Source organism: Herbaspirillum sp. SJZ099, assembly GCF_007828355.1.
GTDB lineage: Bacteria > Pseudomonadota > Gammaproteobacteria > Burkholderiales > Burkholderiaceae_D > Herbaspirillum.
In genome coordinates, this window is sequence record NZ_VIUO01000010.1 from 101344 (window position 1) to 124706 (window position 23363).

Here is a 23363-nt window from a genome sequence, read left to right on the forward strand (position 1 = left end):
CACACAACAAGGCCGGGTTGCGTCAAGGCACGCTTGCCGCATCTGTGATGCAATGGGGCATCTGTTGACGAACGGAAAGCGCGTGACAGCTTGCCCGCATCGTTTCAGAATCCAATGCCCATGTGAGCCATGTGATGAAAGCCCCGCCATGAAGACCGCCGTATTCAGCGCCCGCCGCTACGACCAGACCCTGCTGACCCGCGCCAACGCCGCCGGGCGGCACCAGTTGCTGTTCCTGCAGGACCGCCTGAGCCCGCAGACCGCGGCGCTGGCTGCGGGCTGCGACGCTGTCAGCGTCTTCGTCAACGACGACGTCGGCGCCGAAGTGCTGGCGCAGCTGGGCCGCCAGGGCACGCGTTTGGTGACCACGCGCTCGACCGGCTTCAACCACATCGATGCCCGGGCCGCGTCCAGCCTGGGCATTGCGGTGGCGCGCGTGGCCGATTACTCGCCGCATTCGGTGGCTGAATTCGCGGTCGGCCTGTTGCTGGCGGTCAACCGCAAGATCGCGCGCGCCAGTATGCGCACGCGGGAAGGCAATTTCGAACTGGACGGGCTGATGGGGTTCGACCTGCACGACAAGACCGTGGGCGTGATCGGCACCGGCAAGATCGGCGTCATCTTCGCGCGCATCATGGCCGGTTTCGGCTGCACGGTGCTGGGCAGCGACGTGCACCGCAATCCCGAGTTCGAGGCGCTGGGCGGGCGCTATGTCGACGTCGCCGGACTGTTCGCCGCCAGCGACGCGGTCTCGCTGCATTGCCCGCTGACCGAGGACACGCACTACCTCGTCAACGCGCAATCGCTGGCCGCGGCCAAGCCCGGCTGCATCCTGGTCAACACCAGTCGCGGCGGCCTGGTCGATACCGAAGCGGCGATCGCTGCCCTCAAGAGCGGACGCCTGCGCGGGCTGGCGATCGACGTGTATGAACAGGAAGCCAATCTGTTCTTCCAGGACCTGTCCGCCACCGTGATCACCGACGATGTGATCCAGCGCCTGGTGTCTTTTCCCAATGTCATCGTCACCGGCCACCAGGCTTTCTTTACCGAAGAAGCCATCGGCCAGATCATGGACACCACCATCGGCAACCTCAGCGATTTCGAAGACGGCCTGGATCTGGGGGCGCGTCGCGTCACCGGCTGAGTCATCGGTTGAGTCACAGGCTGAAGGCGCCATGCAAAACGCCCGGCGCATGGCCGGGCGTCGGTATGGCGAAATGAGGCGAGGCGCGCCGCGTCAGCTTGCGGGCTGGCGATCCTCGGCCGATGCGGGACGTATCGATGCGTCTTGCTCATCCTCACGGCGATAGGCCAACTGATACAGCAGCGGCAAGACCAGCAGGGTCAGCATGGTGGACGACAGGATGCCGCCGATCACCACCGTCGCCAACGGCCGCTGCACCTCGGCGCCGGTGCCGGTGGCCCGCGCCATCGGTGGCGGCCAGCTCATGCCTTGCGGCCGACAGCGTGGGGTTATTGTCGTGCGCCAGGCGCTGGGCATCGGCCAGCGTCAGCGGCGGTTGGCTGGCCGGGCAGGCGGCGCCGGCCAGTACCGCATTGGCGTGCGCCAGGATGGGCGCGGCCTGCAATAGCAGGGCCGTGGCCAGTCCCGGCACGAGGGCGTGCTTGAACATCGAATTCTCCAGGATCAAGGGAAGGATTCGGCGTGCGGACAAGCTCTTGCCGCCGACGGCATTGCCATCGGGCGCAAGTCTTCAGGGAAGAGGGAAAGGGAGGCTCAGAGCCGGGCCGCAACGCCGCGCGGATGCGCGGCCAGCCAGCCGGGCTCTTCGGGATGGTCCGGGATGTGGGAAGAAAACGCGATGGTGAAACCGGCTGGCGCCGGCGATGCCGCGCGCAGCAAGCGCCGGTCGGCGGCGGCCGGATAACCCAGGCTGCCGGCCTGCATTTCGCAGCTGCTGCAAAAACCTGCGGCATCCTTGGCGCCGGTGTTCTTACCGGCTTGCACGGCATCGTCCAGGCCGTCCGCCTGCGGCTGCAACTGGTGGTGGCCAGCATGCCGCGCCAGCGTCGCCGCATGTTCGTTGTACGGCCCGACCGCCGCCCAGCACAGCTGGATCAGCGTAATCGAAAGCAACAGGGCCGTAAGCAGCTTTTTCATGCGGGCGAAGGAAAGGGGCAGCGGGAGAAAACGAAGACCGCAGCGATTCTACCTGCGATTGTGCGGCGCTTCAATTTTCCCTGCGCGAGCTGGCGCCGGCATTAGGTATTCAAACCGGATCTAGAACCGCATCCTGAGGCCGGTCGTGGCAGATACGTAGTAGCTGCCCTTGAAATCGCTGTCGGCGGTCACTTCTCCGTAGACGCTGTAACGCTTGCCCCACGCATAGTTCCCGCCGACGCCCAGCCCGCCCCAGGTGCGTCCTTGACGCGTCTCGAGCGGCGTCCCCGCCACGATCACCCGAGTGCCATCGAGGAGCTCGCGCTTGAGATTGATCAAGCCATAGAAATTGAGCTGACGCAGTTCTCCGGCCGCGTCCGCGTCACCGCGCTGGTAATCGAAGGCGAGGCCAAACCGCCCCTGCAGGCTTTCGCCCTTGTCGCTGTCGACCTGCGCATTGAACCGGTCCTTGAAGCCAAAACTAGTCGAGGCATAGCTTAGCTGCGCCTGTGGGATGACAGAGAATCCATCCTTGAGCGGAAGCGCGATGCCGGCTTCGATGCTCGCGGCATAGCCGCGCCCGGGCTGGCCATTGACCAGGGAGCCGGCGAGCCTGGAGCCCAGATCGCTGCTGGACCAGGTGGCCTGGAGCTGCGTATCGACATACGCGCCTTGCTGGCCGTACCAGGTGAGGGTAGTGCCCACGCCATAGTATTTGGTGTCGATGCTGCCGTCGCCGTAGATCGAGGCTACCCGGGTGTCGGCGGTGCCGTAGCGGGCGGTCAAGCCACCCACCACGCGCGCGCCGTCTTTTTCGCCGGACAAGATGCGATCCACGCCGAACTGGGCCTGCCAGCTATCGATGTCTTGATGGCTGACGCTGGTGGATACCGATGGTTCAAGGTGGCTTGTCTTGCCTTCGATGCGCCCCCAGACGCCATCCCGGTCGCGGTCCGTTGGATCATAGCGCCGATTGCCGACGCGCTGGCGCAAAGTCGGGACGTTGCTCAAGCCCAGCAGTGTCGTGGCGTATGACTCATAGACAGGGGCGCCGGGTTGGTAGAGCGGGCCGTTATCGGCAATACCGCCGGCAATGCCGGCTGCCAGCAGCGATGAGCGCAGATACCAATCGCCGTCGGCCGCATCTTTCTGCAGCACGTAACCATATGCGCCGGCGACCAAGGCGGATTGACCGTTGATGACGTAGTTTCCATTGGCCAGGTTGAATTGGCCGTTTGAAGCGCCGTTGACTCGCACTACCTGAATCCCTTGTTGCGTCTGGGCGCCCAGGCCGCCGACATTGATTACCGTGACTGGCGTTGCACCCGCGGTGCTTCCGGTGACTACCAGGCGATCGGTCGGGGAACTGTCATCTCCCAGTTGGGTTTTGATCTCAAGGCCGCCGCCCGCAGGCAGGTAGTTGCCGGCGATAGTCAATGTTCCGAAGCTGTTGCTGTGGCCAGGCGCGATCACGCCGCTGTTGGTGGTCGGCCCGACTTGGCCTATACCTGTGAGCCGGCCGGCGGATGCGATGTTGGTCGGGCCGCCTAGCACGCCATCAACCTGCAGCGTCCCGGCCTGGACCTCGGTGTTGCCTGTGAAGCTGGCGCTGTTGCCCGTGAGGGTCAGTGTTCCAAGGCCTAATTTGTTAAAAGTGGAGGTCCCGGTAAAGACAGTACCGATATCAATATTATGCGTGTTGGTATCGAACCAGGCGCCTTCGGCGCCCACGGTCAGTGCACTGAAGCCATTGAGGAAATTGGTTTCATTTCGTGTCGCACGCAAAATACCGCCATTGAGATTGAGAATGGCGGCGGCGCCGGTTCCCTTGATCACCGAGCCGGTCTCCAGAATGCCGCGCCCACTCGCATCGCCGAGCAGATTCAGCGTTCCGCTGGAGGTACTCAAGCGGGCGACATAGGTGTCGCTGCCGACCTGGATCAGGCCGCCTTTGTCGATGGTTACTGTGCCCAAGCCTTCGTAACCGACAGAAAGGAAGTCGCGGATCGTCCATGTCGAGAGGTTGCCGGTGCTACTTGAAATATTGACGATGCCCGTACTGCCGGCGACGTAACCGACATAGCCGGCTGCATTGCCGCCGCCTGGCAGACTGGTCGTTACCGCGGCGCCATCGAGAATGTTCAATGTGCCACTGCTAGTACCCGAGAAACCTAGATAGATATTATTCCCGGCGGCCCAGGTCGAGGCTCTGCCGCTGCCATCACGGCCTGTAACGGTAACGGTGCCGGTACCAGGGCCAGAGCCGTTGTCAAAGCCAATCAATCCCTGGTCGCTACGCACCAGGCCGCCGTTCTGGATAAGCAGGATACCCGTGCCGGAGCCGCCGACTACAATCGGAGAGGAACTGGTCCAGGTAGAGGGATTGCCAAGGGCATCGCCACCAGTGACAGTCACCGTACCGGTACCGCCATCCATCCCGATCATGCCGAATCCGTTGCTCACGGTACCGCCGCCGGTAAGCGTCAGCGTGCCGGCGGCGCCATCTCCGACAATGAGGTCACCGCCGACAACCCAGTCCGGCGTCACAGTGGGGCCAGGAGTCACGGCGCCGGTGCTGCTCACCGATTGCGCATACGCTGGCGGTATGTCCGCAGTCGCGGCGACCAGCGTGACGATCGCGGTGGTCAAAAACAAGGGCCGGCGGAAACCGGCGGCATGGGCGCCGTCCTTTACCGTGCCAGGCGTCATGGTATCCCCCCTTTTTTTATTTATCCGTTCAACGCGCGTATTGCAGCGCGGCTGCGCCGTCCAAGAGTGATGCATACGCTTGCGTCAAATGATAGTCGGCTGGGATTTATTGTAAATAGTTAATAATTAACGTCAATCTTTATCAAGAAATGGCTGCCGTCCTTCTGACAGCGCGATCAAGATTGCCGAAGATGCCAATGAGACATCTTCCTTTTCAATCGCCGGCATCCAATGACGATTCCGGTCAGCGACAAGCAGAAGCCGCCAAGGCTCAGGACGATCAGCGTCGCCTCCCGCAGCCAGCCGGCGGCGAGCATGAAGCGCAGGTCCCAGCTGTGCAGGAAGCTGAACAACCAGCGGCCGATACGCTGGGCGCGGTCTGCGCTCAGTGCGACCTGTCCGCTGGCGACATCGATGTAGACCCGGGTGGCGCCGACGTCGCCGAAACTGAGCTTGAGCACCGGCAGCTTGCGCTCCGAGCCGCCCATCATGGCTTCCGGATCGCGGCGGTAGTAGTAGGCATCGTAGACATGCATCAACCCGGCGCCCGAGACTGGCGCCGGCAGCAGCACGGAGGCAGCCTGCTCCAGTCTCGCCAGAGGCCATTGGCGCATTACCGACAGCCTTGCGCGCTCGGCCGTGACAATGCGAGTACGGTCGTTGGCGTCCCGCGCCAGCACGAACGGTTCGCCGGCCAGATTCTTCCATTCCAGCTCCACCGCATGGAAATCGTCCTGTTCCAATGCGAGCAGCAGGTCGCGCGGACTTGCATCGAGATGGCGCTCGCCCGGCGATGCCCCGGCATATCCGGCCAGATCGGGGCGCTGGGAGGGGGAAAAGGCGTTCAGCGGGTTCATCGACATCAGGCCGCTGAAGATCCAGGTCAGCGTGATCGCGGCGAAGCCCAGGCCGAGAATGTGATGCCAGCGCATCCACCCCGGCAAGAAGGGCGAGTGCGAACCGGATTTGTAGGGACGGGCAAAGCGCCAGCGCCATAGGCCGACCACAATGCCGCTGCAGGCGACCAGTACGCAGCCGGCCGACAATACGATGACCGTCCAGGTCCAGAGCGGGTCGCTGGAGCGGTTCTTGAACAGGTACAGCCAGTGCAGCCAGGCGCCGGCGAAATTCCACAGCCGCTGCAGGCGCGGCGCCTGCATGACGACCTCGCCCGTATGCGAGGAGACGTACAACAGCGTTCCTGCGGGATCGTCCATCTGCACCATATGGAGCGGACGATGGGCGTTGAGGCCGCCGGAGTGCGTCCATCGATCCTCGTTGACCGTGCCGAGATAATCCGATCCGGCTGCCGGCATGAACAAGCCGGCGGCGCGGCGGGCGGCCTGCGCATCGAAACTGTCCAGGCGCTGGCCGCTGACCGCATCCACGCTGGAAAGCGTTCCGTCGCGCAGGTACAGGATGTATCGCGCCTGTCCGGAAGCGGCATTGAGCACCAGCCGCGAGACATCGCGACCGGCCAGCGCCTGCGATGGCCGCAGGGCGTCCGCGCCGGTCAGCGGCGGCAGCGCCTTGAGCCGGTCCCAAGGCGTGAGCTTGGGATAGCCGACAAACAGCATCACCACGCCGCTGGCAAACCACAGCGCCATCAGCAGGCAGCCGGCGACGCCGCACCAGCGGTGCGTCAGATAGGTCCAGCGTCGCAGGTGTGACGAGATCGTGCTCATCGCATTCAGAAACGATGATTCATCGTCAACTGCACTTCACGTCCGGGACCGTACAACCACTGGGTATTCGTGTAGTACGCGGTGGTGAAGTAGTGCTTGTCGAACACGTTGTTGGCGCGCAGCGTGAGCGTGGTGGCTTGGGTGGCCTGCCACTGCAGGGCCAGGTCGGTGCTGGTGTAGGCCGGCAGCTTCAACGTGTTGGCATTGTCGGCATAGCGCTGCCCCACGTATTGCAAGCCGCCGCTGGCGGTCCAGGCGGGAATGAAGTTCCAGCTCAGCCAGACGTTGGCCAGGCGCTCGGGCACATTGGGCGGGACATTGCCGCTGCGCGAGACCGCGGCGCCGCCCACCGACTCGGCGAAGTCGTCGAAGCGCGCCCGCAGCACGGTGGCGTTGGCGTCCAGCTTCCAGTTTTCCGCGAACGCCAGCGCCAGGCTGGCCTCGATGCCGCGCGAGGATTGCTGGCCGACTTGTACGCTCAGGCTGGGATTGGACGGATCGCGGGTCAGCAGATTGTTCTTGCGGATGTCGTAGACCGCCAGCGTCCATTCGCCGCGCTTGTCCCAGAACACCTGTTTGACGCCGGCTTCGATCTGCCGGCCGGTGGATAAACTGAATTTGCTGTTGGCCTGGGTCATGAACAACATGCTGCTCACAGGGGCGGCCGCCTTCGAATACTGCCCATAAATACTCAGATCGGGCGTAATGGCGTAAACCGAGCCCAGGCGCCAGCCGAGATTGGAAAAGCTCTGGTCGAAGCCGCCAGTGCCGTTAACCAGATCGGCGCGTGAGATATCGGAATGGTCATAGCGCAGGCCGGCCAGCACGGTCAGCTTGTCGGTCAGGTCCAGCTTGTCTTCGGAAAACACCGAGTACTGGGACGCCCGGGTGCGAAAGCGCGGGAGGAACGCGGGTACGCCGACGCCGCTGGCATAGGCGCCGGGATCGAAACTGTAGGGATTGACCGAACTGAAGCTGCCGGCATAGGTGTTGTTGGTGTGCGTGAACGAAGCGGAGTTGATGTCGAAGCCGACCGACACCTGGTTCTTCAGGCCGAACACATGGCCTTTGAACGTGGCATCGGTAGTATTGCCCGTCTGCGACTGGTCGTGGCGGATTTCGGTCGCATCGCCGCGGTCGACCAGGCCGGTCGATGCGTTGTAGACATAGCGCTCGGCATTGCGCCAGTAGCGGTTGCTGTTGATCTGGTACAGCCGCGTGCGGATGGTGGTGTCCGGGTTCGGCGTCCATTGCGCCTCCAGCTGGGCCCAGCGATCCTTGTAGTCGATGGTGCCGTCGCCGACGTTGTAATTGCGCTCACGTATGGCGTCGAGAGGCTGGCCGTTGACCAGCGGCGTACCGAAGTAGGCCATGGGCCGCTGATGCCCCTGGGCATAGCTGAACTGTACGAAGAAATCCGGATTGACGTCCAGGCGCAGCGCGCCGGAGAAGCTCAGGTTGTTGGAGTTGCCGCGGTCTACCCAGCCGTCCGAGCGGTCGCCGCTGATGTCGAAGCGATAGGAGAGCATGTCGTTGATTGCGCCGCCGCTGCCCAATCCCAGTCGCTGCGTGTTGCGGGTGCCGACGGTGGCCTGCACCTCGTTTTCGATCTTGCCGCGCGTCGGCTTTTTCGGCACCACGTTGACCACGCCGCCGATGGCGCCATCGCCGTAGATCACCGAGGCCGGGCCGCGCAGCACTTCGATGCGATCGATGCTCCAGGTGTCGAACGGATAGGTGACGCCCACGCCGCCGTACTGACGCACGCCGTCATACAGGCGCATGACCGACGTGGCGTCGGTAAAGCCGCGCGCCGACAGTGCGCTGCCGCTGTTGCCGGGGTGTCCCATGCTGCTGTAGCCGGGCGCGCGGGTGATGGCATCGGTGATGCTGGCGTCGCCGCGTTCTTCCAGCTGTTTGCGCGTGATGATGCTGACGCTGGCCGGTGTTTGCATAGGCGTCAGATCCAGGTTGGAACCGACTGCGACCGGATTTTGCAATTGCGCCGGGCTTTGGGCGGATACCGTGATTTCCGGCAATGCGGCGCCGACATCCTGTGCCTGGGCGGTGCCTGCCAGGCACAGCAAAGGCAGCGCGCAGGGAGCGCAGGCCAGGGTGCGGCGCAGCTGAAGATGGAGGAGGGCGAGGGTTCGTTGTTTTTGTATGGCGTTCATGTCGATGTCAAAGCAGGGGAGGCCGTCTTCGGGCAGGCCGATGGACGGCACGGAGGCCGGGCGCGATGCGCAGCATCGGCATCGGCGTTCATATGGCGTATGACGCATGGCGGCGTGACCGGGGAAATGGCACAAATGACACGCCGGAAATGCATGCTCAGGACATGCTGGCGGGCGGTCCGCGGGAGTGCCGGCTCAGCCAAGGTGGCGGCGAGCGATGAGTGAAGCTGCTTGGTGATTGCACGCGCAATGGGCGTGCGGATGGCTGCGGCAGGTCGAAGCGCGCGGGTATTGCATGAGCGATGTCCTGCTTGCTGCAGAAGGCGCAGTGCGTGACATGGGCGTTCGCATCGTTCTTTCCGGGCGAGCCTTGGTCGGCAAGGGCCGCCGTCCCGGAGACCGAGCAGATGTCGATCCACGCCTGCATGCCCGGCGCGGCGCCGGCGCGCGCATGCATCGTCCCGGACCACAGCATTGCCAGGATGGAGGCAATGGTGATCCAGGCGATAAGGCGCAGCTTCGGCAAGGACATTTGCATGGCCGCAGATTCTAACGCCGGCGGCAGCGGAGTCGTGGAATCCGGCTTGACCGGAAAATCGAAGAAATTCGAGCCAAAACCCTTGCTGCCAAAGGTTTTGCAAGGATTTACAAGTTCCGAGGGAGGGCGCCTGATGCGACAATTTGCCGCGGCCCGGGGATGGTCACGGGCAGGTTAAGCCTCCCGGCGGCCCTTTGCCAGGCGCAGGCCTGATGGCATCAGAGGAGTTGGCGTGTCTGGGCGAGGGGCGATGAACGCTGCCCATCCAAAATGTCGGGAAGAATGGTCTCGATACAGTCGGCCAACGCCTCAACTCTTTCGCCCACGGTTCTTCCCAGCGGGGTCAAGGAATATTCCACGTGGGGCGGCACAGTCTCATAAGACTTCCGATGAACCAACCCGTGTGCTTCCAGGCGCTTCAAGGTTTGCGACAACATTTTTTCGCTTACGCCACCGACCATTCTGCGCAGCTCGCTGAAACGTCGAACGTCGCCCATCAGAACGATGAGTAGCAATGTGCCCCAAGGACTTGTAACGTCTTTGAGTACCTCGCGACAAGGGCAATCGGTTGATGTGAGCCCCCCGCGTCGGACTTGCGCGGAAAAAGACTCAGAGGCGATCGGTTTGGGTTGCATTGCCATCTCGACACTAACCTTTCGGTGCGTACTTACGGAATGTAAGGTAATGAATTATTGTAAGTGCCCTACGCAACCACACCAAGGAATTTGCCATGATAGTTGTTACAGGAGCCACAGGGCAGCTCGGTCGTCTGGTCATTGAAAACCTTTTACGCACAGAACCCGCATCAAGCATCATCGCAGCAGTTCGCAACCCAACGAAGGCGACCGATTTATCGGATCGCGGCGTCCAAGTCCGCCAGGCTGATTACACGCAGCCTGCGTCGCTTAGGACAGCGCTTGCCGGCGCGGATAAGCTATTACTTATATCTTCGAACGAACTTGCGCCCGGACAACGCGCCTCTCACCACCAGGCTGTAATCGACGCGGCGATTGATTGTGAAATCAAGCTGATCGGATACACGAGCGTACTGCACGCCAATACATCCCCGCTGGGATTGGCGGCCGATCACGTCCAAACCGAGACGATGCTTAAAGCGTCAGCCATCCCATTCGTTGTCTTGCGCAATGGCTGGTACACCGAAAATTACACGATTTCAATTCCAACGGCGCTGGCGCACGGCGCGTTGATGGGCAGTGCCGGCGACGGACGAATTGCATCGGCTGCGCGGGCTGACTATGCCGCCGCAGCTGCGCTGGCGATGACGCTTCCCGATCAGGCCGGACGGGTCTATGAACTGGCGGGGGACACGGCCTATACCTTGTCGGAGTTCGCGGCCGAAGTCTCGCGCCAGTCAGGCAAGACAGTCAATTACATCAACCTGCCGCGTGCCGAATACAAATCGGCGCTTGCCGGCTTTGGCCTACCAGAACCAATCGCGGATCTGCTTGCAGATTCTGACAGCGGCGCTTCGCAAGGCGGCCTTTTCGACGATACGCGCCAGCTCAGTACATTGATCGGACGACCAACAACACCGATGGCGGAGACGATTGCCGCGGAACTGACGCATAAATAACTGCTGGCATCACTGCTGGCACATTGTCGCCAAGTCAACGCCTTGCCCACCAGCGTGATGCGCCGCATTGCGCTGATCTGTTGGTTGCACTCAGCCTCTGCCGCGTCGCGGCTTGGCTGATTGCCACTTGATTGATTTAGCTGACGGTATCGACGATCGGTTGTTTGTTTCTTACAGGAAGTTTCAATGGGTATTCGATTTCTCAAGATCGCGGCGATCTATCTCTTCGTCGGCGCGTTACTTGGCGGCTATATGGGGGCCACCGAAAACTTTGCCTTGGCCCCAGTCCATGCACATCTCGCCTTGCTAGGCTGGGCTTCGCTCGCGCTTGCAGGGTTGATCTATCACCTTTACCCGGCGGCGGCGCTGACGCCGCTCGCGCGAATTCATTTCTGGCTGCACAACATCGGCCTGCCATTCTTCATGCTCGCTCTCGGCTTGGTGCTTACCGGTCATACGGCGGCAGTTCCAATCGTATCCATCTCTGCCGCTAGCGTCATTATTGGCCTGGCAGCGTTCACCGCGAACGTTTTGATGAATGTGAAAGCCAATAACCAAGAAGAAGTAGGGCGGCGAACGCCGCTTTGAATCGCCTCGGAATTTGAGGGGGCTCCAACTCTTGAGAATCAAGATTTTTGATCCTCGCGGCGTGTCGCTACCCGTGTCGACCAGAGCAGAATGTGAAAGTCCAATTCTAAAAACCGCAGCGTCTTTATGTCTCCCATGAAATAAAGACGGCGTGCTTAAGGACTTTCAGCTTGATGTGCCATTTCCGGCCTTATTCCTGCCTTATCCCGGCATGGCCTCATGTAGGCATACCCCTTCCAATTGATAATGGTTCTTGTTACTATTAAAGCGTAATTAAAACTCTAAGTTACGGCGTACACATTTTTAAGAAATAACCGCCAAACAGACAGCCATAGCCTCGCTCCGGCCTTGCCGCGCCCGACGGTCTTTAGCCATCCAAACAATCCGACCACGCTCCGTGCCGCCCCTATCGTGTCGCGCAGGATAGGTAGCTGAGTAAAAGCCTCGCCGCTTCACTCCCGCTACTCCTGGGTACAACCAGGCGCGCCCAGAGGGCGCACACGCGTGTGTTTGCAAAGGGAGAAGCGCTATGTCCGAGCATACCGAGCCTATGGAGTTGAGCCTTCAGTTTATGGCTTGCCGTGCGCAGCTGCGCGATGCAGCCGCACGCATTTTGGGATGTCGCCAGCGTGCAGAAGATGTGGTGCAGGACGCCTGGTTCAAGATCGCCGAATTGCCTGAGGATTTCTCCGTTCGCCATCCGAAGGCCTTCCTGCTCCAGGTCGTACGCAACCTGGCGATCGATCGCCAGCGCCGCATGGCGATCGAGTCCTTCATGTTCGCCGAGGAAGAGGAGGGCATGGACGTCATCTGCCATCAGGCAACGCCTGAGGGCACAAGCATTTCGCGCCAGGCCCTCGTGAGCGTGGCCCGCGCCTTGTCGACTCTGCCCGAGCGCACGCTGCGGGCCTTCGAACTGCATCGCCTGGATGGCTATACCCAGCGCGAAGTGGCTGAACACCTAGGCGTTTCCACCACCCTGGTCAACTTCATGATCCGGGATGCGATGCAATGCTGTCGCAAGCAAGTCGCCTGAGGCGCCAAGGCATCCGTGCCGGCCCAAATCCAAGAAACTATAAATTTATGCCGTCGTGGTTCGTCAGAATAAACAAGAGTGATTCGCATTTGCATGTTGCAATGTGAATAATTCGCAAACCTGGTGAACGGCCTGAGCACGTTCGCCGCGAATCAAGAAAGATGAGGCGAACGATGAGCTTTGATCGTGAAGACGGCGTATTCCGCGTGCTGGTCAATGAGGAAGAGCAGTATTCCCTGTGGCCCGACTACAAGAGCATCCCCGGCGGCTGGCGTGATACCGGCGTGAGCGGCAGCAAGCAGACCTGCCTGCAGCATATCGAAACGGTGTGGACCGACATGCGTCCGCGCAGCCTGCGCGAATTCATGCAAGGCCAGGGTCAGGCATGATCACGCTGTTCTGCCTGCCGTGCGCCGGCGGCAGTGCCAGCATGTACTTCCCCTGGCAGGCCGTGTTGCAAGGCGTGGCGCGACTGCAGGCCATCGAGCTGCCCGGCCGTGGCCGTCGCGTCCGCGAGGCGCTGCTGCAAGACTATGGCGTGCTGGTGAATCGGCTGGCCGATGAGCTTGCCGGTGCCGCAGCGCCATCCTCCGGCTATGTGCTGTTCGGCCACAGCATGGGCGGCCTGCTGGCGCAGGGATTGGCGCGGGCGCTTCCGCAGCGCGGCTGGCCCGCGCCCCATGCGCTGATGATATCGGCCTGCGCCGCGCCGCCGGCGCGTGAGTGGATCGCCCCGGATGACTCCGATGCCGCCCTCATCGCGGCCATGCGCCGCCAGGGCGGCACCCGCGACGAAGTCTTCGACTGCCCCGAACTGCTGGAGCTGGCGCTGCCGGTGCTGCGCGCCGATTACCGCGTATGCGCCAGTTTCCAGGCGCAGCGTCCGGCCGGTGAAATGGCTGCCTTGCTCGACCTGCCCGTGCATGTCTATGGCGGCGTCAGCGACCCGGTGGGCGCCGCGCCGCTGCAGGCCTGGCAGCGCGAAACCCGCGGCCCCGTCACGCTGGACTGGTTCGATGGCGGCCATTTCTATCTGCAAGCCCGGCAGGACGAGCTGCTGGCCCGCCTGCGGCGCCATCTTCAGACGCATGCCAATAATTCCACCCCCGACGCCGATCATGCCGCAGCGCTTGCCCACGCCTGACGGCATTCCCGCGCAGATCGAACTGTGGCAGGTCGCCTTCGACCTGGACCATGGCGATGACGCAGAGGATGAGCTGGTGCTGAGCGCGCAGGAGCAGGCCCATGCGCGCCGCTACCGCCGCAGCGACGATGCCCGGCGCTTTCGCTGCATGCGTGCGTTGCTGCGCCGCCTGCTGGGCGAACGCCTGGGCTGCGCTGCGCAAGCGGTGCCGCTGGTGCGCAACGCCCATGGCAAGCCACAGCTGGACGGGCCTGGCGGCCTGTCCTTCAATGTCTCGCATGCCGGCGGCATCGGGCTGATCGCCATCGCGCCCGGTCTGGCGCTGGGCATCGATGTCGAATGCGGCATCGCTGCCGGGCCCGAAGAGTTGCTCGGCATGGCCAGGCAGGTGCTGAGTCCGCATGAATGGGCGGCATTGCCAGCCCCATTGGACGGGCCGCAGTTCCTGCGCCACTGGGTTGCCAAGGAAGCCGTGCTCAAGGCGCTGGGCCTGGGTATCGGCGAGCACCTGCAATCCATCGACATCGACCTGGAGACGCACCCGCGCTACCAGGTCTTCCACCAGCAGCCGCATTGGCCCGCGCCCGCGCGGCTGCATGCAAGCGCCTTGTCCACCTGGCCCGGCCACGCTGCCGCGCTGGCCTGGATCGACGCCTGATTCCGGAGAATCGCCTTGATCACCGCTACTACCGCCACCATTGATACCCCCTCCCTGGCGCCGCTGGTCTTCAGCCGCCATCCCCGTCCCGACGCCGGCAGGGACGCCTTGCCGGTGCTGCTGCAGCCACTGCACCCCGGCCAGACGCTGGCCCAGGCCGGGGACGCGCTCTGCGGCCAGATCGAGGCGCATCTGCGCAGCGTCGGCGGAGTCTTGTTGCGCGGTTTCGAGGTGCCCAGCGTGGCCGACTTCCAGCAGTTCGCCGCCAGCTTCGGCGATCCGCTGCTGCGCTACGAATTCGCCTCCACACCGCGTTCCTCGGTGGCCAATGGCATCTATACCTCCACCGAATATCCGGCCCACCAGCACATCCCGCTGCATAACGAGCAGGCCTACACGCGTGAATGGCCGATGCGCATCTGGTTCCATTGCGTGACCGCCTCGCCGGCAGGGGGCGAAACCCCGATCGCCGACAGCCGCGCGATCTATCGCAGGATGCCCGCGGCCATTCGCGAACGCTTCGCCCAGGGGCTGCTCTACGTGCGCCACTACAGCCACGACTTCGACCTGCCATGGCAGGACGTCTTCGGCATGGAGACGCGCGCCGAAGTGGAGGCCTTCTGCCGCCGCCAGCATATCGAGTGGCAATGGCTGGACGACGATGGCCTGCGCACGCGCCAGCGTTGCCAGGGCGTAGAGCGCCACCCGGTCACCGGCGAGATGGTCTGGTTCAACCAGGCGCACCTGTTCCATGCCTCCAACCTGGCGCCGGAAGTGCGCGCATCGCTGATCGACCTGGTCGGCGAAGAGCAGTTGCCGCGCAACGTCTGCTGGGCCGATGGCAGCGCCATCGACGACGCCATCCTCGACCAGGTGCGGGAAGTGCTGGCCGCCGAAACAGTGATGTTCCCGTGGCAGCCGGGCGACGTCCTCATGCTCGACAACATGCTGGCGGCCCACGCCAGAACGCCGTTCTCCGGCCCGCGCAAGGTGGTGGTGGCGATGTCGCGCTCCCATACCAATCTCGACTGCTCTTTCCCCTCGATTGCCACGCCATGACGATTACCGCAGATTCCCCCGACCGCGCCGCTCACATCGTCGCCCGCCTGTTCCAGCTGGCGCAGACGCGCCCGCATGACCTGGCGCTGACCACGGTCAACGCCGAAGGCGAGCGCGCCTTCACCTACGCCGAGCTGGCCGACGCCGTGCGCACGCTGGCCGCGCGCCTGCAACAGCGCCATGCACCGGGCGCGCGCGTCTTGCTGCTGCTGGACAACGACCATCACTACGTCATCGCCTTCTTCGCCTGCCTGGCCGCGGGCCTGATCGCGGTGCCGCTGCACCGCCCGGAATCGATGCGCCAGCAGCACCTGCAGCGCCTGGCCGGGATCGCCGACGACGCCGGCGCCACCTGCTGGCTGGTCACCGCCGCCGTGCGCGACGCCTTGCAGGCCGCGGCTGCGCCGCTGGCAGGGCAGGCCACGATGCTGGCCGTCGATGCGCCGCAGGCCGGGGAGGGCGTCTTCCGTGAACACGCGATTGCTCCCGCCGACGTCGCCTTCCTGCAATACACCTCTGGCTCCACCTCGCGCCCCAAGGGCGTGATGGTCACCCACGCCAACCTGATGGCTAACGAAGCCGCCATCGAGGAGCGCCTGGGCGTGCGCAGCGATGATGTGTTCGTCAGCTGGCTGCCGCTCTACCACGACATGGGCCTCATCGGCGGATTGCTGCAGCCGCTGTACCGCGGCATCCCGGTGGTGCTGATGTCGCCGGCCTTCTTCCTCGAACGTCCGATGCGCTGGCTGGAAGCCATTGCGCGCCATCGCGGCACCATCAGCGGCGGTCCCGATTTCGCCTATCGGCTGTGCGTGGACCGCATCCGCGGCGAGCGTGCGGCGGGGCTGGATCTGTCCTCGTGGCGGGTGGCGTTCTCGGGCGCCGAACCGGTGCGCCACGATACCCTGCAGGAGTTCATCGACAGCTTCGGCAAGATCGGCTTTGCCGCCGACGCCGTCTATCCCTGCTATGGCCTGGCCGAATCGACGCTGCTGGTCACCGGCGGCCAGCGCGGCCGGGGCATGCAGGTCACAGCGTTCGATGCCGAGGGCTTGCGCCAGGGACGTGCCGATGCCATTGAGGCCATTGATACCATTGATGTCATCGATGCGGCGCCGCAGGCGGTCCATCTGGTGGCCTGCGGCATCTCGCCTACCGGCCATGCCTTGCGCATTGCCGATCCGGCCACCGGCGCCGCGCTGGCCGACGGCCAGGTCGGCGAGATCTGGGCCGCGGGCCCCAGCATTGCCGCCGGTTACTGGCGCCGCCCGGACGACAGCGCCCACGCCTTCGTCGAACTGGACGGCCAGCGCTGGCTGCGCACCGGCGACCTGGGATTCTGCCGCGCGGGCGCCTTGTTCGTCACCGGCCGCAGCAAGGACATGATCATCGTCCGTGGCCAGAACGTATATCCGCAGGACATCGAGCGCGCCATCGAGAGCGAGGTCGAACTGGCCCGCAAGGGCCGCGTGGCGGCTTTCGCCATCCCGCGCCAATGGCATCCGCAGGGCGTGGAAGGCATCGGCGTGGCGCTGGAAATCTCGCGCGGCGTGCAAAAGATGGTCGCGCCGCAGCAACTGGTGGAAGCGCTGCAGGAATGCATCGTACAAACCTGCAACGAGGCCGCCAGCGTCATCGTGCTGCTCAATCCGGGGGCCTTGCCCAAGACCTCCAGCGGCAAGCTGCAACGCAGCGCCTGCCGCGATGGCTGGCGCACGCAGAGCCTGGATGCCTATGCCATCCAGGCCTTTGGCCGTCTGCAGGGAGGCGCCGGGCAGACGCCTGCCGTCTCTCCAGCGGCCGCTGGCGACAGCCCGGACACCGCCGCTCTGCGCACCCTGTGGGAGCGCGTGATGCACACCCCGGCGCTGGCCGGGCAGTCGCATTTCTTCCGCCAGGGCGGCAATTCGCTCAAGGCGGTGCAGCTGGCGGCGGCCATCGGCGAGCACTGGCAGATCGATTTTCCGGTGCGCCTGATCTTCGAATACCCGCAGCTGGAGCAACTGGCCCAACAGTTGCAGACAGTACGCCAGAACGCGCCGCGCCAGGCGCCTGCCGTCATTGCGGCCCTGACCGAGACCCAGCGCCAGGCGGGCCTGCCGCTGTCGCCGGCCCAGCATTCGCTCTGGACCACCTGGCAGCTCGCCCCCGACAGCCCGGCCTACAACATGCCGGGCATCCTGCATCTGCAAGGCGCGCTGGATGTGGCGGCGCTGCGCCGCAGCCTCGATGACCTGGTCGCGCGCCATGCCATCCTGCGCACGGTGTATCGCGTGCAGTCCGACGGTATGCCAGTACAACTGGCCCTGCCGGCCCGCCCCGGCATACTGGAAGTGTTGGGCGACATGTCCGTCGATGCGACGCAGGCGCGCGCATGGCTGGAACAGCGCGCCCGCCTGGCGTTCGCGCTGGCGCAGGAGATTCCCTTGCGCGCCTGCCTGGTGCGCATCGATGAACAGCGTCATGCGCTGGGCATCACGCTGCACCACATCGCCGCCGATGGCCAATCCCTGCCGGTATTGCTGCAAGACCTGTGCGCGCTGTATGCGTCGCATAGCCAGGGCCAGCCACTGCCGGCCGCGCCCGAGTTGCAGTTCAGCGATTACACCGTGTGGCGCCAGCAACAGCTGGACAGCGCAGAGATCGCGCGCCAGTTCGACTACTGGCGCACCCAGCTGGGCAGCGAGCACGAAGCGCTGCCGCTGCCGGACGGCCGCCGTCAGACTTGCTCCGAAGAGGGCCTGCCCGAGGCGCGCCATGCGTTCACGCTGCCGGCCGACATCACACGGGCGCTGCGCGAATTGTGCGCGGCACAGGGCTGCTCGCTATACATGGGCATGCTGGCCTTGCTGGACCTGGTGCTGTATCGCGCCACCGGTTGCAGCGATCTGCGTGTGGGCGCGCCCATGGCCGAACGCAGCCATCCGCAGACGCGCGCCATGATCGCCTATCTGCTCAACCTGCAGGTGTTGCGCACTCGTCTGGACAGCCGGCTCGGCTTCGACGCCTTGCTGCGCCAGGTGCGCGAGACGGTGCTGGCGGCGCGCCAGCACCAGGATGTGTCCTTCGACATGGTGGTGCAGGCCCTGCAACCGGAGCGGCAGCCGCATGTGCATCCGCTGTGCCAGGTCAAGTGCACCGAACGCGAAGCCTTGCCGGTGTGGCAGGCAGGCGCGCTGTCGTTGCAGCTGGAGGAATTGAGCGGGGGCGAGGCCCACTTCGATCTGAGCCTGGATTTCAGCCTGGAGGGCGAGGAGCTACGCTGCCTGTTCGCCTACGCCAGCACGCGCTGGACGCAAGAAGAGATCGGCCAGATGGCGGTCGCCCTGGGCGGATTCGCCGCCCAGGTCTGCGCGGCGCCGGCATTGCCCCTGGGCCGCCTGTCGTGGCCAGCGGCGCCGGCGCCGCTGCTGGCGCCGCCGGCCGAGTGCGCGGCCATCGACAGTCAGGGCGATGTGATTGCGCTGTGGCTGGCCCATGCCGGGCGCGCACCGCAGGCGCTGGCGGTGGCCGATGAGCGGGTCAGCCTGAACGCGCAGCAGTTGCGCGCCCAGGTCGAGCAGTTGGCGCGCCGGATGCGCGCGCTGGGTGTGCGCGCCGAAGATCGGGTGGCCATTGCCAGCGGCCGGCAGGCCGAGTTCGTCGTCGCCGTGCTGGCCTGTCTGCGCGCTGGCGCCTGCTATGTTCCGCTGGACCCACAGTTGCCGGACGAGCGCCTGGCCTATCAGCTCGCCGACAGCGGCGCCTGCCTGCTGCTGGCCACGCCCGAGGCTGCGCGCCTGCGCAGCTTGCCGGGTGCGCCGGCGCAATACCTGGCGATTCCCTCGGCCACTGTCAGCGCCGAAGAGCCGACGACGCTACAGGAAGACTGGCCCGCGGCACACCCGCAACAGGCGGCCTATCTGATCTACACGTCCGGCTCCACCGGTCGCCCCAAGGGCGTGGCGGTGAGCCGTGGCGCGCTGGGCAATTACGTGCAGGCGCTGCTGGCGCGTCTGGCGCTGCCGCCAGGCGTGCGCAGCATGGCCATGGCCTCGACGGTGGCGGCCGACCTGGGCCATACCACCTTCTTCGGCGCCCTGTGTTCCGGCCGTGCGCTGCAGCTGCTGCCAGCCGAGGCTGCCTTCGATCCGGCGCAGTTCGCCGCCTTCATGCAGGAGCGCGCCGTCGATGTGCTCAAGATCGTGCCCAGCCACCTCCAGGCGCTGCTGCAATCTGCGCAGGCCGCGCAGATCCTGCCGCGCCATACGCTGGTCGTCGGTGGCGAAAGCACCAGCCCGGCCTTGCTGCAGCATATCTGCGCGCTGCGCCCGGACTGCCGGGTGGTTAACCACTATGGCCCGACCGAAACCACGGTGGGCGTGCTCACCCAGTTGCTGGGCGCCGATCAGCCTTTGCCGCTGCCGTTGGGCCAGCCATTGGCGCAGCTGAGCCTGCAGGTGCTCGATGCCGATCTCAACCCGGTGCCGCGCGGGGCGGCGGGCGAACTGTATATCGGCGGCGCCGGTCTGGCACGCGGCTACCACGGCAAGCCGGGCGCCACGGCCGAGCGCTTCATCGCCGATCCGGCCGGCCGCGGCGCGCGCCTGTACCGCAGCGGCGACAAGGTCAGGCTGGATCGCGCCGGACGGCTGGTCTTCCTGGGCCGTATCGACGATCAGGTCAAGATTCGCGGCTACCGTGTCGAACCGCAGGAAATCGGCGCGGTCCTGCGCACCCAGGCGGGCGTGAGTGCGGCTGAAGTGCTGGCCGTGCCTGGTCCCGAGGAGCGTCTGCAACTGTGCGCTTATGTGGTCGGCAGCGCCGATCCGGCGGTTCTGCGCAGCGCCTTGGCGGCACGCCTGCCCGACTACATGGTGCCGGCCCACTTCGTGGCGCTGGCGCAGTTGCCGCTCACGGCCAATGGCAAGATCGACCGCAAGGCCTTGCCGTTGCCGCAGGAGGGCAGCCAGGGCAGCGCAGAACTGCCCCGGCAGGATAGCCCGCAAGAGGGCGCCGAAAGCGTGATCGCGGCGATCTGGGAAGAGGTGCTGGGGGTGGCCCAGGTGAGCCGTCATGATAATTTCTTCGCCCTCGGCGGCGATTCCATCCTGACGCTGAAGATCGTTGCGCGCCTGCGCAAGGCCGGCTGGCGCATCACGCCGCGCCAGCTGATGCAGACGCAGGATCTGGCCGCCGCCGCCGCGCTGGCGGTGCCGCTGGAGGCCCAGGGCAGTGCGCCCGCCGCCGCACTGGCGGCGGCAGCGGAAGGCCCGCGCCCGTTGCCGCTCACCCCGATCCAGCAATGGTTCTTCCAGCATCACGCGCAGCCGCCGGCCCACTGGAACCAGAGTGTGCAGTTGGAAGGTCCGGCCGACACCCCGGTCGATCGACTGCGCCATGCCGTCGACCAGTTGGGCCATCTGCATGAGGCGCTGCGCCTGCGCTTCCGCCGGAGCGATGCCGGTGCCTGGCAGCAAACGGTGGCGCCGCATGCAGGTGAATGCTTCGAGGCCCAACAAGTGGCCGACGCGGCTGCGCAGCAGGCGGCGATTGCGCGCGCCCAGCGCAGCCTCGATCTGTCGCAGGGGCCGCTGTGGCGGGCGCTGTGGCTCACGCGGCCGCGCCAGTCGCACGGCATGCTGGTGCTGATCGCGCATCACCTGGTGGTCGATGGCGTGTCCTGGCGCATCCTGCTGGAAGATTTGCTGAATCTGCTGCAAGGCGCGGCGCTGCACGAGAGCAGCAGCGGCTTCGGCGCCTGGGCCAGCGCCGTGGCGGCGGCCCGCCTGAGCACTGCGGAGCAGGCCCACTGGCAAGCACTGGCGTCGACCGGCGACGAGGATCTGCCCTGCACCCCGGCGCACAGCGTCGGCAAGCGTGCCGACAACACCATCGCCCGCAGCGCGCGCGAAGCCGTGGTGCTGGATCGCGCGAGCACCGCCTTCCTGCTTGGCGAGGCCCATGCCGCCTACCGCACCCGCATCAACGACATCCTGCTTGCCGCTGCCGCCCAGACGCTGTGCGAATGGGCGCAGCGCGATCGCATCCTCATCGAGGTCGAAGCGCACGGCCGCGAGGAATTGCCCGGCACCAGCGGGGACGCGCCGGATCTGAGCCGCACCGTGGGCTGGTTCACCGCGCTCTGCCCGGTGCAGCTGACGGTCTCCGACAGTGCGCCGGCCATCTTGCTGACGCAGACCAAGGAGCAACTGCGCCAGTGGCCCGGCCAGGGCCTGGGCTATGGTCTCTGGTGCAGCCAGAGCGGGCAGGCCGGCGTACAGCCGCAGGTGAGCTTCAATTACCTGGGCCGCTTCGATGCGCTGCCCGAGGCCTCGGGCTGGCAGATGCTGCCACGCACGGCGGCGCTGGCCGATCTGGAGCGCGATCCGGCCAGCCTGCGCCGCTGCCTGCTGGACCTCACGGCCATGGTCGCCAATGGCCAGCTGCATCTGGAATGCCTGTATTGCAGCGCCTTGCACCAGCAACCCGAGATTGCCGCATTTCTGCAGCAATACCTGCAGAACCTGCGTGCGCTGCTGGCCCATTGCGCCGAGGTGCGCGGCCTGGCCACGCCGTCGGATTTCCCGCTGGCGCGCCTGCAACAGTCCCAGCTCGACACCCTGATGCACAGCCTGCCGGCCGAACGTGTCGCCGATCTCTATCCGCTCTCGCCGATGCAGGCCGGCTTGCTGTTCCACGCCATGCTGGCTCCGCAGGGCGGCGCCTATCTCAACCAGTTGCAGGTGCGCCTGCACCGCCTGGAAGTGGCGCGCTTCCGCCAGGCCTGGCAGACCGTGCTGGAACGTCATGACATCCTGCGCAGCGGCTTCCTCGTGCACAGCGATCAGCCGCTGCAATGGGTGGCCCAGCACGCCATGCTGGCCATCGACGAATACGACTGGCGCCAGCGCCCCGATCTGGATTCGGCCCTGCAGGCTCTGGCCGCCACCGAACACGCGCGCGGCGTCGATCTGCAGCATCCGCCGCTGATGCGCCTGAGCCTGGTGCGGGTGACCGATCAGGTGCATCACCTGATCTGGACCCGCCATCACCTGCTGCTGGACGGCTGGAGCACCCAGCAACTGATCGGCGAAGTGCTGCGGCTCTACCGGGGCGCGGTTCTGCCCACGCCGACGCTGCGTTATCGCGACTACATCGCCTGGCTGCAGCAGCAGGACCGCAGCAGTGCCGAGCAATTCTGGCGTGCGCAATTGGCTGGCATCGAAGGCCCGACCAGCCTGGTCAATGCGCTGCCGCCCCTGCAGCAGCCGGGCCGGGGCCAGGGCAGTTGCCATGCCACGCTGGACCTGCTGGCCACAGCGCGCCTGCAGAGCTTCGCACGCGAACATCAGTGCACCCTCAACACCCTGGTGCAGGCGGCCTGGAGCCTGGTGCTGGCGCGTTATTGCGGCCAGTCCACGGTGGTCTTCGGCGCGACCGTCGCGGGCCGCCCCAGCGAACTGGAAGGTGCGGAGGATCTGCTGGGCCTGTTCATCAATACCGTGCCCATCGTGATCCGCCTGCAGCCGGAGATGACAGTGCAGACCCTGCTGCAGACGCTGCAGGCCAGCAATCTGGCCGTGCGCGAGTTCGACGGCACGCCGCTCTACGACATCCAGGCCTGGGCCGGACGCGCGGGACAATCGCTGTTCGACAGCATCCTGGTGTTCGAGAACTATCCACTGGATCTGGCCCTGCAAGCCGAGCAGCAGCAGGGCCTGCGCCTGGAGGTGCTGCACAACCGCGAAGAGACCCATTACCCGCTGACCCTGATCGCCACGCTGACCGAACGGCTGCAGCTGGAGTGGCGCTACGACGCCGCGCTCATCGCGCCCGCCAGCGCGCAGGCGTTGCGTCAGCTGACCGAGTCGCTGCTGTTGCAATTGGCCGGACATCTGCACCGGCCGCTGGCCGAACTGGCCTGTCAGAGCCCGGCGGAACAGGCGGCAATGCTGGCCTTGTCGCGTAATCCGCAAGTCCATGAAGCCGGCAACGTGCTGGCGCTGATCGAAGCGCAGGTGCAGGCGCATCCCAAACGGGCCGCCTTGCGGGTGCCGCATACCGGGCAAACGCT

The 23363-nt window shown here is 65.1% G+C and carries 15 protein-coding genes and 1 pseudogene; 9 read left to right on the top strand and 7 right to left on the bottom strand.

All coding sequences use genetic code 11. The features are described from left to right. Positions 1 to 148 precede the first annotated feature (148 nt). Positions 149 to 1144: a 2-hydroxyacid dehydrogenase gene (locus tag FB597_RS17925; RefSeq protein WP_144770274.1), complete on the top strand. Its 996-nt coding sequence runs from the start codon at positions 149 to 151 to the stop codon at positions 1142 to 1144. 93 nt (positions 1145 to 1237) lie between these two features. Here the strand turns inward: FB597_RS17925 and FB597_RS17930 are convergent. From FB597_RS17930 to FB597_RS17960, 7 genes and pseudogenes are all read right to left on the bottom strand, one after another. Further along, positions 1238 to 1435 (bottom strand): annotated as a pseudogene (locus tag FB597_RS17930) (efflux RND transporter permease subunit); the annotation flags it as partial. A 303-nt stretch (positions 1436 to 1738) separates the two neighbouring features. Further along, positions 1739 to 2122 carry a hypothetical protein gene (locus FB597_RS17935; RefSeq protein ID WP_144770275.1) on the bottom strand — a complete coding sequence of 128 codons (384 nt, stop codon included), beginning with the start codon at positions 2120 to 2122 and terminating at the stop codon, positions 1739 to 1741. 120 nt (positions 2123 to 2242) lie between these two features. Then, positions 2243 to 4831, bottom strand: a complete 2589-nt coding sequence (locus tag FB597_RS17940; protein ID WP_144770276.1) for an autotransporter outer membrane beta-barrel domain-containing protein — start codon at positions 4829 to 4831, stop codon at positions 2243 to 2245. A 176-nt stretch (positions 4832 to 5007) separates the two neighbouring features. Then, positions 5008 to 6516: a PepSY domain-containing protein gene (locus FB597_RS17945; protein ID WP_144770277.1), complete on the bottom strand. Its 1509-nt coding sequence runs from the start codon at positions 6514 to 6516 to the stop codon at positions 5008 to 5010. Between the two features lie 5 nt (positions 6517 to 6521). Next, on the bottom strand, positions 6522 to 8690 hold the full coding sequence (locus FB597_RS17950) for a TonB-dependent siderophore receptor (protein WP_144770278.1): 2169 nt from the start codon (positions 8688 to 8690) through the stop codon (positions 6522 to 6524). A gap of 157 nt (positions 8691 to 8847) precedes the next feature. After that, complete coding sequence (locus FB597_RS17955; protein ID WP_222428658.1) at positions 8848 to 9216, bottom strand: DUF2946 family protein; 369 nt, start codon at positions 9214 to 9216, stop codon at positions 8848 to 8850. A 230-nt stretch (positions 9217 to 9446) separates the two neighbouring features. Further along, entirely contained in the window at positions 9447 to 9869 is a 423-nt protein-coding gene (locus tag FB597_RS17960) for a helix-turn-helix domain-containing protein (protein WP_221292449.1), read from the bottom strand. A gap of 89 nt (positions 9870 to 9958) precedes the next feature. Here FB597_RS17960 and FB597_RS17965 point away from each other — a divergent pair, with 89 nt between their 5' ends. The 8 genes from FB597_RS17965 to FB597_RS18000 all read left to right on the top strand — a co-directional run. Continuing rightward, positions 9959 to 10822, top strand: a complete 864-nt coding sequence (locus tag FB597_RS17965) for an SDR family oxidoreductase (protein ID WP_144770280.1) — start codon at positions 9959 to 9961, stop codon at positions 10820 to 10822. 186 nt (positions 10823 to 11008) lie between these two features. Beyond that, positions 11009 to 11410 carry a cbb3-type cytochrome c oxidase subunit I gene (locus FB597_RS17970; protein ID WP_144770281.1) on the top strand — a complete coding sequence of 134 codons (402 nt, stop codon included), beginning with the start codon at positions 11009 to 11011 and terminating at the stop codon, positions 11408 to 11410. A gap of 529 nt (positions 11411 to 11939) precedes the next feature. Further along, a complete protein-coding gene (locus tag FB597_RS17975) occupies positions 11940 to 12446 on the top strand; it encodes an RNA polymerase factor sigma-70 (RefSeq protein ID WP_144770282.1) in 507 nt (168 codons plus the stop codon). Between the two features lie 173 nt (positions 12447 to 12619). Further along, positions 12620 to 12835 (top strand): MbtH family protein, encoded by a 216-nt coding sequence (locus FB597_RS17980; RefSeq protein WP_141915043.1) that lies wholly within the window; start codon positions 12620 to 12622, stop codon positions 12833 to 12835. Beyond that, on the top strand, positions 12832 to 13590 hold the full coding sequence (locus FB597_RS17985) for a thioesterase II family protein (RefSeq protein ID WP_144770283.1): 759 nt from the start codon (positions 12832 to 12834) through the stop codon (positions 13588 to 13590). The genes FB597_RS17980 and FB597_RS17985 overlap by 4 nt, the downstream gene beginning before the upstream one ends. After that, positions 13565 to 14248, top strand: a complete 684-nt coding sequence (locus FB597_RS17990; RefSeq protein WP_186442816.1) for a 4'-phosphopantetheinyl transferase superfamily protein — start codon at positions 13565 to 13567, stop codon at positions 14246 to 14248. The genes FB597_RS17985 and FB597_RS17990 overlap by 26 nt, the downstream gene beginning before the upstream one ends. A 63-nt stretch (positions 14249 to 14311) precedes the next feature. After that, on the top strand, positions 14312 to 15307 hold the full coding sequence (locus FB597_RS17995) for a TauD/TfdA family dioxygenase (RefSeq protein ID WP_144770290.1): 996 nt from the start codon (positions 14312 to 14314) through the stop codon (positions 15305 to 15307). Continuing rightward, positions 15304 to 23363 (top strand): non-ribosomal peptide synthetase (locus FB597_RS18000; RefSeq protein ID WP_144770285.1); only part of this gene is annotated, 8060 nt, incomplete at its 3' end. The genes FB597_RS17995 and FB597_RS18000, both read left to right, overlap by 4 nt.